Below are 12,667 nucleotides of genomic sequence, written 5' to 3'. Positions count from 1 at the left end.
TTCAAAGCAAATCGTATTTACGATGTAAATACTAGGTTAAGCTACAAAGAGCACACGGAGGATGCCTAGGCGCCAGGAGCCGACGAAGGACGTGGCGAACAACGATAAGGCCTCGGGGAGCTGTAAGCAAGCTTTGATCCGGGGATGTCCGAATGGGGAAACCCGGCTGTCTTCATCGACAGTCACTTTCTGCTGAATACATAGGCAGAATAGAGGCAGACCAGGGGAACTGAAACATCTAAGTACCCTGAGGAAGAGAAAACAATAGTGATTCCGTCAGTAGCGGCGAGCGAACGCGGATTAGCCCAAACCAAGGAGCTTGCTCCTTGGGGTTGTGGGACGTCTCACATGGAGTTACAAAGGAACCGGTTAGATGAAGAGGTCTGGAAAGGCCCGCCAGAGAAGGTAAAAGCCCTGTAGTTCAAAACTGGTTCTCTCCGAGACGGATCCCGAGTAGTGCGGGGCACGTGAAACCCCGTATGAATCCGGCAGGACCATCTGCCAAGGCTAAATACTCCCTGGCGACCGATAGTGAAGCAGTACCGTGAGGGAAAGGTGAAAAGCACCCCGGAAGGGGAGTGAAATAGATCCTGAAACCGTGTGCTTACAAGAAGTCAGAGCCCGATCTATGGGTGATGGCGTGCCTTTTGTAGAATGAACCGGCGAGTTACGTTCCCGTGCAAGGTTAAGGTGAAGAGCTGAAGCCGCAGCGAAAGCGAGTCTGAATAGGGCGAATGAGTACGTGGACGTAGACCCGAAACCGGGTGATCTACCCCTGTCCAGGGTGAAGGTGCGGTAACACGCACTGGAGGCCCGAACCCACGCATGTTGAAAAATGCGGGGATGAGGTGGGGGTAGCGGAGAAATTCCAATCGAACCCGGAGATAGCTGGTTCTCCCCGAAATAGCTTTAGGGCTAGCCTCGGAAAGAAGAATCGTGGAGGTAGAGCACTGATTGGGTGCGGGGCCCGCAAGGGTTACCAAGCTCAGTCAAACTCCGAATGCCATAGATTTAGTTCCGGGAGTCAGACAGTGAGTGCTAAGATCCATTGTCGAAAGGGAAACAGCCCAGACCATCAGCTAAGGTCCCCAAGTGTGTGTTAAGTGGGAAAGGATGTGGAGTTGCACAGACAACCAGGATGTTGGCTTAGAAGCAGCCACCATTGAAAGAGTGCGTAATAGCTCACTGGTCGAGTGACTCTGCGCCGAAAATGTAACGGGGCTAAACACACCACCGAAGCTATGGCTTGATGCTTGCATCAGGGGTAGGGGAGCGTTGAATGCGGGTTGAAGGTGTACCGTAAGGAGCGCTGGACTGCATTCAAGTGAGAATGCCGGTATGAGTAACGAAAAGATCTGTGAGAATCAGATCCGCCGAAAGCCTAAGGGTTCCTGAGGAAGGTTCGTCCGCTCAGGGTAAGTCGGGACCTAAGGCGAGGCCGATAGGCGTAGTCGAAGGACAACAGGTCGAAATTCCTGTACCACCGTAATCCGTTATGAGCGATGGGGTGACGCAGTAGGGTAGTGACGCGGACGGATGGATGTCCGTCTAAGCAGTGAGGCTGGTGTGTAGGCAAATCCGCACATCGTTAAGGCTGGGCTGTGATGGGGAGCGAAAATTGTAGTAGCGAAGGTCATGATCTCAGACTGCCAAGAAAAGCCTCTAGCCAGGAGAAGGTGCCCGTACCGCAAACCGACACAGGTAGGCGAGAAGAGAATTCTAAGGCGCGCGGAAGAACTCTCGTTAAGGAACTCGGCAAAATGACCCCGTAACTTCGGGAGAAGGGGTGCCTCGGTAGGGTGAATAGCCCGAGGGGGCCGCAGTGAAAAGGCCCAAGCGACTGTTTAGCAAAAACACAGGTCTGTGCGAAGCCGCAAGGCGAAGTATACGGGCTGACGCCTGCCCGGTGCTGGAAGGTTAAGGGGAGTGGTAAGCTCGCAAGAGCGAAGCTATGAACCGAAGCCCCAGTAAACGGCGGCCGTAACTATAACGGTCCTAAGGTAGCGAAATTCCTTGTCAGGTAAATTCTGACCCGCACGAATGGCGTAACGACTTGGGCGCTGTCTCAACGAGAGATCCGGTGAAATTTTAATACCTGTGAAGATGCAGGTTACCCGCGACAAGACGGAAAGACCCCATGGAGCTTTACTGCAGCTTGATATTGAATTTGGGTACGATCTGTACAGGATAGGTGGGAGCCGTTGAGCCTTGAGCGCCAGCTTGAGGGGAGGCATCCTTGGGATACCACCCTGATCGTATCTAGGTTCTAACTTGGTACCGTAATCCGGTGCGAGGACAGTGTCAGGTGGGCAGTTTGACTGGGGCGGTCGCCTCCTAAAGAGTAACGGAGGCGCCCCAAGGTTCCCTCAGAATGGTTGGAAATCATTCGAAGAGTGCAAAGGCAGAAGGGAGCTTGACTGCGAGACCTACAAGTCGAGCAGGGACGAAAGTCGGGCTTAGTGATCCGGTGGTACCGCATGGAAGGGCCATCGCTCAACGGATAAAAGCTACCCTGGGGATAACAGGCTTATCTCCCCCAAGAGTCCACATCGACGGGGAGGTTTGGCACCTCGATGTCGGCTCATCGCATCCTGGGGCTGAAGTAGGTCCCAAGGGTTGGGCTGTTCGCCCATTAAAGCGGTACGCGAGCTGGGTTCAGAACGTCGTGAGACAGTTCGGTCCCTATCTGTCGTGGGCGTAGGAAATTTGAGAGGAGCTGTCCTTAGTACGAGAGGACCGGGATGGACGTACCGCTGGTGTACCAGTTGTTCCGCCAGGAGCACCGCTGGGTAGCTATGTACGGAAGGGATAAGCGCTGAAAGCATCTAAGCGTGAAGCCCCCCTCAAGATGAGATTTCCCAGTATGTAAGACCCCTTGAAGACGACGAGGTAGATAGGTTGGGGGTGGAAGTGCAGTAATGCATGGAGCTGACCAATACTAATCGGTCGAGGGCTTATCCTAAAAATAAAACGCAAATGAGTTTCGGATCCAGTTTTCAGGGTGTAACCTTGAAACAAATGCTTAATATTCCCTGATAGCTCAGTTGGTAGAGCACTCGACTGTTAATCGAGTTGTCACAGGTTCGAGTCCTGTTCGGGGAGCCATATGGAGAGGTGTCCGAGTTGGCCGAAGGAGCACGATTGGAAATCGTGTAGGCGCCAAAAGCGTCTCGAGGGTTCGAATCCCTCTCTCTCCGCCATAATTATTTTATTGTATGGCCCGTTGGTCAAGGGGTTAAGACACCTCCCTTTCACGGAGGTAACAGGGGTTCGAATCCCCTACGGGTCATAAAAATATCATAAAAAAACTTGCAATAAAAAGTTTATTATGGTATAATATGAAAAGTGTTTCGGTGTGGAGGCTTAGCTCAGCTGGGAGAGCATCTGCCTTACAAGCAGAGGGTCGGGGGTTCGAGCCCCTCAGCCTCCACCATTTGAAAATTTTATATTTATTATTGTCGCGGGGTGGAGCAGTTCGGTAGCTCGTCGGGCTCATAACCCGAAGGTCGCAGGTTCAAATCCTGCCCCCGCAACCAATTAAAAATTATTATGGAACTGTGGTGTAGAGGCCTAACATGCCTGCCTGTCACGCAGGAGATCGCGGGTTCGAATCCCGTCAGTTCCGCCATTAGTATTATAACGTGTAATGAAGAGCCTTATTCTAAGGCTCGGTAGCTCAGTCGGTAGAGCAGAGGACTGAAAATCCTCGTGTCGGCGGTTCGATTCCGTCCCGAGCCACTTTTAATTGAATATTTTATGTGCCGGTGTAGCTCAACTGGTAGAGCAACTGACTTGTAATCAGTAGGTTGGGGGTTCAAGTCCTCTCGCCGGCACCATTTTTGGAGGATTAGCGAAGTGGCCAAACGCATCAGACTGTAAATCTGCTCCCTTACGGGTTCGGTGGTTCGAATCCATCATCCTCCACCAGTTTTATAGGGGCATAGTTTAAAGGTAGAACAACGGTCTCCAAAACCGTTGGTGTGGGTTCAATTCCTGCTGCCCCTGCCAATTATTCATTACTTGCGGCGGTCGTGGCGAAGTGGTTAACGCACCGGACTGTGACTCCGGCATTCGTGGGTTCAAGCCCCATCGGCCGCCCTTTACTTATTGGGGATTAGCCAAGCGGTAAGGCAACGGACTTTGACTCCGTCATGCATAGGTTCAAATCCTATATCCCCAGCCATCTTTATGCGGACGTGGCTCAGCGGTAGAGCATCGCCTTGCCAAGGCGAGGGTCGCGGGTTCGATTCCCGTCGTCCGCTTTGTTATACTCTGGCGCCATAGCCAAGTGGTAAGGCAAAGCTCTGCAAAAGCTTTATTCCCCAGTTCAAATCTGGGTGGCGCCTCCATAATTGAATACGCCGGCGTGGCGGAATGGCAGACGCGCTCGACTCAAAATCGAGTGGGAAACCGTGGAGGTTCGAGTCCTCTCGCCGGTATTAACTAAAAGAGTTCATTAGAGACATTCTCTAGTGAGCTTTTTTTTATTTGAGCTTTAGTACCCCACTCATTGCTTGAGTTGAAGACACCTTTGAGTTGTATTCCAGATGCGAATAAATATTTGCCGTTGTTGCATAATCGCTGTGGCCTAACCATTCCTGAACTTCTTTCATGCTTACCCCTAATACATCTACATAAATATACATAAATATACTCCAGGTATTCAAGACAATAAGAATTGTCAGAAGATAAGCGATAGGATTCCTGTTATTCCTTCATACGAATCAGAAGCTCATAGAACGTGTCCACCAGTGGCAGATTACCGGATAGAGTAGCCGCTTTTACTCTTACAGCATATCTTCGTTTTCAACCGCGAGTGCTTGTCCTTCCATATGATAATTCTTCCTGGCTTCCTGAAGCAAGATTTCGGCTCTTTTCTTGGTTCCTTTTATTTAAGCTCCGTAGGGATCCATTTCGGTTATCGTTTACCATTCTCATCTTTACAGTTAGGCGGATGTCCCGTTACGCTTTCTCCTCTTCCAACAACTCCAGAGGGTGAACCCGATCCTTTTTCAAATACCGGTTGAGCTTCGGAATGGATTTGCTACAAAAGTGGTAGCTGAATCCGCCGATGGATTGCTTTAGCGCCCAGAAGGTACATTTGTTTTTGAACCGGGCGGTATAAAGTTCGATGATCTAGGTCGCCTCCAGTGTTAGATCGGTGCTGGCTAGAATGGAGCATCGCCTGTTCGGATTCACCAGCAATAACCACAGTTTTTGGTTACTCTTTGGCCCCATAACATATCCACCACAGGTAACTGACGGATTATTCATTGCCATACATGCTCACGATAGCGTACTCAAACGCGGCGATACGGCTTTAAAACAGCTCGGCCAAGCACCACCTTCGTCCTCTTTTTACGGTAGCGACCCCAGTCTGTGGCAGGTGTACCATGACGTTCATAGGCAACGGTATTGGACTTGGCTTCGGTTACCAGATCCATCCGGATGCTGCCGAATTGGTTCCATTGTTCAACCCCCGCAAAGCAGGATTGATCAGCGGTATTCAAAACCATTTCCGGGACGTGCCCTAGTCAAAACACAGCATGAGGCCTATGACAATGACAACAAACCCATGAAAAGCGCCTCCAAAATTGCGCCACATTTAACACAATTGATATTGATTATCAATATCAATTGTGTTAATATAATTTTGTTTACTAGTGAACAAAAAAATCTAATGGGGACACTGAACTTGGTCTGCAACTACTACAAGAGAGGGGAGATTGGGAAATTGGAGTTTCAAAATCATTTTAAAGGTCATCTTTACGAGCAATATATTAAAATGCTACATCTGAATGAGCTGTATACTGAACAAGAATTTAACTCGTTTCGGCAACAGGCCAAAAAGTACCAGATTGACATGCTCTCCAACAATATTACTAGTGTGCACGTTATTGATTGCATTGGTGATTATGAACCGATAAATCATACCGGGATTGTGGAGAAGATGGGGTTGTCCAAAGCTAGCATTACTAAAATTAGTGCAAAGCTGCTGGAAATGGGCTTCATTATGAGAAGTCAACTGAACAGCAATCGTAAGGAGATTTACTTTAGTTTAACGGATAAGGGAAGACACGTTTATCATTTGCATAAAGAAATGCACAAAGAAAAAGAAGAAAGGTTTTACCAATTCATTGAATCCTATTCAGAGGTTGAGCTGCAGACTATTGGAAAATTTATGAGTGATTTGGTGGCGCGTGCCGAAGAATACTCCGAAGGGAAGTTTACGATAAATGACGACATTAAAGATTGAGGAATTAAGATCCAAGATTGAAGGGAAAGAAATTTTAAAAGGGCTCACACTGGAGATTCATGGCGGAGAGATTCATGCGATTATGGGGCCTAATGGGACGGGAAAAAGTACATTGGCTTCAGCTTTAATGGGCCATCCCAAATATGAGGTTACTGGCGGTAAGGTGACATTGGACAATGAAGACCTTCTGGAGATGGAGGTGGATGAGCGTGCCCAGGCAGGCTTGTTCCTCGCAATGCAATACCCAAGTGAAATTGCTGGCGTGACCAACTCGGATTTTCTCAGAAGTGCCATCAATGCACGGCGTGAAGAAGGCGATGAGATATCCTTAATCCGTTTTATCCGTGAAATGGAGAGCAAAATGAAGGGGCTGGAGATGAACCCGGAATTTATGCATCGTTATTTGAATGAGGGATTCTCTGGCGGTGAAAAAAAGCGGAATGAGATTTTGCAAATGATGCTACTTGAACCCAAGTTTGTGATCCTGGATGAAGTGGACTCAGGGCTTGATATTGATGCACTGCGTATTGTGGCCAATGGCGTAAATGAGATGCGCAGCCCGGATAGAGGCTTTTTAATCATCACCCATTATCAACGACTGTTGAATTATATTACCCCGGATTTTGTGCATGTCATGATGCAAGGCCGGATAGTTAAATCTGGCGGTCCGGAGCTTGCCCACCGTTTGGAGGCTGAAGGGTACGATTGGGTGAAGGAGGAACTTGGGATTACGGATGAGACGGTAAGGGATGCTTAAAAGCCGGAGAGGAGGAACAGCACGTGGATATACAAGCTAGAGTTTCAATGAATGTGGACGATTTACGCGCATGGTCAAGCGCTAAGGATGAACCTCGTTGGCTGATTGAACGCCGCGTTCATGCACTCGAACTGGAAGGGACGCTGGAGTTGCCTAAAGTGGAGAAAATCAATCTTGAAAAATGGGATATCTACGAAAGTGGAGATTACAAAGCTGAGAATGCGTGGTCTAGTTTGGAGGAAGCGCCGGAGGTTGTTCGAGGTTTGGTTGCTTCTCCGGTGAAAGGCGGACTAATCGTTCAGTTCAACTCGGATGTAGTGTATACGAAATTGTCCGAGAGCTTAGCCGCCCAGGGAGTCATTTTAACGGATCTGCATACTGCGGCAAAAGAGCATGAGGAGCTGGTTCAACGTTATCTCTTTCAGGCAGTAAAGCCAGAAGAACATCGTTTATCTGCTGCACACAGTGCCTTATGGAGTGGTGGCGTTTTTCTATATGTCCCAGACGGTGTAGAGGTTGAAGCACCTATTCAAGCGATCTTTCTTAACGATACAAGCGGTGTGTGTTTTGCTCCTCACGTCTTAATTGTGGCAGGGAGCAACAGCAAGATCACTTATGTGGATAATTGTGTATCGAGTGGTGATGATGTCAAGGTATTGCATAACGGTGTGACGGAGGTCTTCGCGGGGGCGGGCTCAAAGGTGCAAGTAGCTTCGGTTCATCAGCTTGCTGTAACTACAACAGATTTCACCCAGCGACGGGCGGTCGTTCTTGCTGATGGGGGTGTGGAATGGATTATCGGTGAGATGAACAATGGTTATACCGTGAGCGATACCAAGACTTTGCTACAAGGCAACGGGGCGGTCTCCGACAATAAGGTGATTGCTATTGGCACGGGCAATCAAAAATCGAGCTATACAACTCAAGCTCAGCATTTTGGCAGAAGCTCGGTAAGCCAGATGATTACGCGTGCAGTCATGCTTGAAGAAGCTACGGCCATTATCAACGGCATTACAAAGATTGAAAAAGGTGCAACCCATTGTGATGGTCAGCAAACAGAACGCGTGCTTATGTTAAGTCCTAAAGCTCGCGGCGATGCCAATCCGATCCTGCTGATAGATGAGGATGATGTAACCGCGGGTCATGCTGCATCCGTGGGGCAAGTAAATGCAGAGCAAATCTATTATCTGATGTCGCGCGGGATATCACGGAGTGAAGCCGAACATCTTGTTATTTTCGGATTTCTCGCTCCTGTCATTTCGGAGATCCCGCTGGAAGGTGTTCGCAGTCGCCTAAAAGATTTAGTGGAAAGCAAGCTCGGCAGATCATAGCAAATCAAAATGAATCTTGAAAGGTTAAAAAGGAGTGATACCAATGGCTAAAAAAGCACCAGATATGGGCGAATATAAATATGGGTTTCGCGACAAGCACCAGTCTATTTTTCAATCTGGAAAAGGTCTGACGGAAGAGATTGTCCGGGAAATTTCCCGGATCAAGGAAGAGCCGGAGTGGATGCTCAATTTTCGGTTGAAAGCTTTGAATCAATTCTACAAAATGCCGATGCCTGAATGGGGAGCGGATTTGACCGGGCTAAATCTTGATGACATCCAGTATTACGTTCGCCCTTCTGAAAAACAGGGAAAGACCTGGGAGGAGGTTCCTTCCGAGATCAAAGCAACCTTTGACAAGCTGGGAATCCCTGAAGCGGAGCAAAAGTTCCTGGCGGGCGTATCCGCTCAATATGAGTCGGAAGTAGTTTATCACAGCATGCGGAAAGAACTGGAGGATCAGGGCGTTATTTTCCTTGATACGGATAGTGCATTAAAGCAATACCCCGAAGTGTTTAAGCAACATTTTGGGACGATCATCCCTCCCGCCGACAATAAATTTGCGGCGCTTAATAGTGCGGTTTGGTCAGGCGGTAGCTTTGTATACATTCCGAAGGGGGTTCAGTGCGAGGTTCCTATACAAGGTTATTTCCGTATTAATTCTGAAAATATGGGTCAATTCGAGCGGACATTAATTATTGCCGAAGAGGGCAGCTTTGTCCATTATGTTGAAGGATGTACAGCACCTATTTATAGTACCAGTTCTCTGCATAGTGGAGTTATTGAAATTATTTGCCAGAAAGATTCCCGTGTCCGTTACACGACCATTCAGAATTGGGCTCCTAATATCTACAACTTGGTAACCCAAAGGGCTGTGGCAGAAGAAAATGCCACAATGGAATGGGTGGACGGCAACATCGGCTCCAAGGTAACAATGAAGTATCCGGCAGTATTATTGAAAGGACGGGGAGCCAAGGGGTCCATCCTGTCTATTGCCGTAGCCGGTAAAGATCAGCATCAAGATGCTGGCGCGAAGGTAATTCACCTTGCTCCCGAGACAACATCTACGATTATATCCAAATCCATCAGCAAGCAGGGCGGAAAAGTAAACTACCGAGGGTTGTCCAGCTTCAGCCGCGATTCCGCAGGGTCCAAGTCCAATATTAAGTGCGATACGTTGATATTGGACAACATGTCAACATCAGATACGATTCCGTACAATGAAATTAAAAACGATCAGATTACTTTGGAGCACGAGGCAACAGTATCCAAAGTGTCCGAGGAACAATTGTTTTACTTAATGAGCCGCGGGCTTACAGAACAAGATGCTACACAAATGATTGTAATGGGCTTTATTGAACCGTTTACCAAAGAATTGCCAATGGAATATGCCGTTGAAATGAATCGGTTGATTCAATTTGAGATGGAAGGAAGCATCGGTTGATTCATTAATTTAATAGATCAAACCTTTATCATTCTTTAAAGAGGTGCTAGTAATGAAGAAAAATAATTCGGACGATTCAGAACTAGCTCAAATTACCCGAGAGATACGAAAACTTCAGTTCTGCTTCAATATGCTGTCAGGATTGAGCGCAAGTTGTGGTGTGATGATACCTTTAGACTCTATTCTTACGCTTATAAGGGAACTTTCGGATCAAGAGGTCACTCTTCGGCAAAAAGCAAAGGATCACTCAGACGATCTAGGGTGAAAAAAGGTATGAATGACGGTTGGTAAAGAAAATGGGAGGAATTGACATAATGGATGAAAATGGAGTTTTATTCGATGAAGTATCGGAAGTTCTTCTCAAACTACGTCCTTTCTTACTGCGTGACGGTGGAGATGCTGAACTGGTCGAAGTTGAGAACGGTATAGCAAAATTAAGATTTTTGGGAGCTTGCAATGGTTGCCCAAGTGCTACGATTACGTTAAAGGTTGCTATTGAGCGCGCAATTCTTGAGGAAATTGATGATATTAAAGAAGTTGTACAAGTGTTCTAAATTCCTTGATACTGAGCAACTGAGTTAGTCCTGTCGCAGACCATAGCTACGGAAGTTGATCCCGCTGCTCAATACCAAAGTACATTGACAGATTACCTTGCGGGTCGAAATCGACGAGCAGCGCTTATCTCCCTTCATTAAACAAGGTATTATCAATATTATATTCGGTATCGAGTGGGAAACCGTGGAGGTTCTAGTCCTCTCGCTCATACACAAAAGGGTGATAAAATGCTTAAAGGCATTTTATCATCCTTTTTATTATATATTCATGATTTTGGCAACAAGGTTAACATGGATTTGACCAGCGCTTTGATCTTATCGTAAGATGATGGTACTGAAAAAACTTTTCTAGTTTACCGAGCGCGAAAGAAATGAGGAAGAATATGCAGGAAAGAATTTTGGAGGCTTTTGTAGATGAAGTTCATGAAAATGGATTGAAATTTACGATGGATGATCTTGCGAAAAGACTCGCTATTAGCAAGCGTACGTTGTATGAAAACTTTTCGTCTAAGACGCTTATTTTAGAAACACTTATTGAGCGTACAAATGATGATATGATTCGAAAAACTGAGCAGATTATCCAAAATAATGAGTTATCTTTGTTAGACAAGATTAAGCAGTCGATTAGGGTCATGCCTCTGTATTATAAGTTTTACGATTTAAGGATATTGGACCAGATGAAAAAGTATTATCCTGAACAATGGAAAAGGGTACATGCCGATTTAAATGATTGGTCTCCGATTAGAACATTAATTCAGGAAGGCATCCGAGAAGGAATTATTGTGAACAAAAATGAGGCTCTGATCATGAAGCTTATTATTGAATCTGTAAATTTAACGCTTGATCAGCGTTTCTTTCTGGATAACAGTGTGACGGTAGAGGAAGCTACTTATTCTATTGTAGATATTTTGTTGTTCGGTTTGGTCGAGAATTAAAAAATAGCCTCAACAATATGCTGCATATTTGAAGAGGCCACTTTTTTATATGAAAACTAAGAAAACATTTTTAGTTTCAATTGTTTTTTGAAAAGGGATAATGAAGTTTACCTGATATCGAATAAAGAGATACGGAAAAGGAAGGGTGGAAATATGTCTATACTCACAAGAAATCGAGGAGCAATGCTGTTATTGATGCTTAACATTTTTTTGGCGTTCATGGGGATTGGCTTAGTTGTCCCTGTATTACCTAAATTTATAAGTGAGCTAGGGATGAATGGTTCTTCGATGGGACTGATGGTTGCAGCTTTTGCGTTGACTCAGCTTTTATTATCACCATTGTCAGGAAAGTTGTCTGATCGTTATGGACGTAAAAAATTGATTGTTTCTGGGATGTTCATCTTCATGTTATCAGAGCTTGTTTTTGGACTGGCTCATTCCATTCCTACCCTGTTCATAGCACGAATCATGGGTGGAGCAGGGGCAGCGTTGCTGACTCCTTCTATAATGGCCTATGTCGCTGACGTGACCTCGTTTGAGGAAAGAGGCAAGGGAATGGGCATGATCAATGCGGCGATCAACACAGGCTTCATAATCGGGCCAGGGATTGGCGGATTGCTTGCCACATATGGAATACGCATTCCCTTCTTTGCGGCAGCTGGAGCTGCGGGAATAGCAGCTATCTTGTCTGTGTTAGTGCTGCCTGAGTCTTTAAGCAAGGAAAAGCAACAATATAATAGAGAGCTTCCACGTCAAAAAGAAAATCTTTTGCAGCAATTTGCCAAGTCATATCAATCTCCATATTTCATGGGTTTACTCATTGTATTTGTCGTTGCTTTTGGGTTAGCGAATTTCGAAACCGTGTTTGGACTGTTTGTTGACCATAAATATGGTTTCACACCGATGGATATTGCCATCATCATAACGACAGGCTCCATTTTGGGAGCAGTTGTCCAAGCAACTATATTTGGATGGATCATTAATCGTTTTGGAGAGAAAAAAGTAATTCATCTCTGCTTGGCTATTGGGGGCCTGTTCATCTTCCTAACCCTATTTGCTGAACAGTACATGATGATTATGCTGACGACCTTCATCATTTTTCTGGCTATGGATATCCTTCGCCCGGCAGTAAGTACTTCTCTATCGCGGCAGGCCGGAGATGAGCAAGGCTTTGTGGCAGGCATGAACTCATCCTATACTAGCTTGGGTAATGTGATTGGACCATTAATTGCAGGACTGTTGTTCGATGTTCATATTAATCTGCCTTATATGGTTGCAGCTATAGCGTTACTGGCTTGTCTCGTCCTTTCACTACGTTCCAAGCAAGCGGGTGAGCAACATTCGATAGCCCGTGCAGCAGAACAGCATAGAGGAAGATAGCCGCAGGTCTATA

At 46.4% G+C, this 12,667-nt stretch carries 9 protein-coding genes, 15 tRNA genes and 1 rRNA gene; 23 read left to right on the top strand and 2 right to left on the bottom strand.

The genetic code is table 11. From position 1 onward, the window contains the following. Nucleotides 1–34: 34 nt before the first annotated feature. From MKY98_RS21570 to MKY98_RS21495, 16 genes are all read left to right on the top strand, one after another. Nucleotides 35–2,962, top strand: a 23S ribosomal RNA gene (locus MKY98_RS21570). Between the two features lie 67 nt (nt 2,963–3,029). Continuing rightward, nucleotides 3,030–3,105 (top strand) — tRNA-Asn (locus MKY98_RS21565). Nucleotides 3,106–3,108: 3 nt separating this feature from the next. Further along, a tRNA-Ser gene (locus tag MKY98_RS21560) sits at nt 3,109–3,200 on the top strand. 17 nt (nt 3,201–3,217) lie between these two features. Then, a tRNA-Glu gene (locus MKY98_RS21555) sits at nt 3,218–3,289 on the top strand. A gap of 68 nt (nt 3,290–3,357) precedes the next feature. Then, a tRNA-Val gene (locus MKY98_RS21550) sits at nt 3,358–3,433 on the top strand. Nucleotides 3,434–3,459: 26 nt separating this feature from the next. Continuing rightward, nucleotides 3,460–3,536, top strand: a tRNA-Met gene (locus MKY98_RS21545). 15 nt (nt 3,537–3,551) lie between these two features. Beyond that, nucleotides 3,552–3,628 (top strand) — tRNA-Asp (locus MKY98_RS21540). 37 nt (nt 3,629–3,665) lie between these two features. After that, a tRNA-Phe gene (locus MKY98_RS21535) sits at nt 3,666–3,738 on the top strand. Between the two features lie 22 nt (nt 3,739–3,760). Then, a tRNA-Thr gene (locus tag MKY98_RS21530) sits at nt 3,761–3,836 on the top strand. Nucleotides 3,837–3,841: 5 nt separating this feature from the next. Then, nucleotides 3,842–3,927, top strand: a tRNA-Tyr gene (locus tag MKY98_RS21525). 7 nt (nt 3,928–3,934) lie between these two features. Further along, nucleotides 3,935–4,008, top strand: a tRNA-Trp gene (locus MKY98_RS21520). Between the two features lie 17 nt (nt 4,009–4,025). Continuing rightward, nucleotides 4,026–4,098, top strand: a tRNA-His gene (locus tag MKY98_RS21515). Between the two features lie 10 nt (nt 4,099–4,108). After that, nucleotides 4,109–4,183, top strand: a tRNA-Gln gene (locus MKY98_RS21510). A gap of 7 nt (nt 4,184–4,190) precedes the next feature. After that, nucleotides 4,191–4,262, top strand: a tRNA-Gly gene (locus tag MKY98_RS21505). A gap of 12 nt (nt 4,263–4,274) precedes the next feature. Next, nucleotides 4,275–4,349: transfer RNA gene (locus tag MKY98_RS21500), tRNA-Cys, on the top strand. An 11-nt stretch (nt 4,350–4,360) separates the two neighbouring features. Then, nucleotides 4,361–4,439 (top strand) — tRNA-Leu (locus tag MKY98_RS21495). Between the two features lie 45 nt (nt 4,440–4,484). On the opposite strand, the gene MKY98_RS21490 is transcribed toward MKY98_RS21495, so the two are convergent. After that, nucleotides 4,485–4,613 carry a hypothetical protein gene (locus tag MKY98_RS21490; RefSeq protein WP_256026129.1) on the bottom strand — a complete coding sequence of 43 codons (129 nt, stop codon included), beginning with the start codon at nt 4,611–4,613 and terminating at the stop codon, nt 4,485–4,487. A gap of 687 nt (nt 4,614–5,300) precedes the next feature. Then, complete coding sequence (locus tag MKY98_RS21485) at nt 5,301–5,516, bottom strand: hypothetical protein (protein WP_141695532.1); 216 nt, start codon at nt 5,514–5,516, stop codon at nt 5,301–5,303. A 218-nt stretch (nt 5,517–5,734) separates the two neighbouring features. Here MKY98_RS21485 and MKY98_RS21480 point away from each other — a divergent pair, with 218 nt between their 5' ends. The 7 genes from MKY98_RS21480 (at nt 5,735) to MKY98_RS21450 (ending at nt 12,654) form a co-directional block, all read left to right on the top strand. Next, nucleotides 5,735–6,256, top strand: a complete 522-nt coding sequence (locus tag MKY98_RS21480; RefSeq protein WP_069012661.1) for a MarR family transcriptional regulator — start codon at nt 5,735–5,737, stop codon at nt 6,254–6,256. Then, nucleotides 6,237–7,013, top strand: a complete 777-nt coding sequence (gene sufC, locus MKY98_RS21475; RefSeq protein WP_069012586.1) for a Fe-S cluster assembly ATPase SufC — start codon at nt 6,237–6,239, stop codon at nt 7,011–7,013. The genes MKY98_RS21480 and sufC overlap by 20 nt, the downstream gene beginning before the upstream one ends. 23 nt (nt 7,014–7,036) lie before the next feature. Next, a complete protein-coding gene (gene sufD / locus MKY98_RS21470; RefSeq protein WP_370682683.1) occupies nt 7,037–8,344 on the top strand; it encodes a Fe-S cluster assembly protein SufD in 1,308 nt (435 codons plus the stop codon). Nucleotides 8,345–8,387: 43 nt separating this feature from the next. Next, nucleotides 8,388–9,785, top strand: coding sequence for a Fe-S cluster assembly protein SufB (gene sufB / locus MKY98_RS21465; protein WP_069012588.1), 1,398 nt, complete (start codon nt 8,388–8,390; stop codon nt 9,783–9,785). Nucleotides 9,786–10,099: 314 nt separating this feature from the next. Then, nucleotides 10,100–10,339: a NifU family protein gene (locus MKY98_RS21460; protein ID WP_013373004.1), complete on the top strand. Its 240-nt coding sequence runs from the start codon at nt 10,100–10,102 to the stop codon at nt 10,337–10,339. Between the two features lie 383 nt (nt 10,340–10,722). Then, on the top strand, nt 10,723–11,274 hold the full coding sequence (locus MKY98_RS21455; RefSeq protein ID WP_029518165.1) for a TetR/AcrR family transcriptional regulator: 552 nt from the start codon (nt 10,723–10,725) through the stop codon (nt 11,272–11,274). A 129-nt stretch (nt 11,275–11,403) separates the two neighbouring features. Then, nucleotides 11,404–12,654 (top strand): MFS transporter, encoded by a 1,251-nt coding sequence (locus MKY98_RS21450; protein ID WP_256026131.1) that lies wholly within the window; start codon nt 11,404–11,406, stop codon nt 12,652–12,654. Nucleotides 12,655–12,667: the final 13 nt, after the last annotated feature.

The sequence above is a fragment of the Paenibacillus sp. FSL M8-0228 genome (assembly GCF_038007385.1).
GTDB classification, from domain to species: Bacteria; Bacillota; Bacilli; order Paenibacillales; family Paenibacillaceae; genus Paenibacillus; species Paenibacillus polymyxa_D.
Note: the sequence above shows the minus strand (reverse complement) of the source record. Positions and strands in the feature narration are given on the sequence as shown.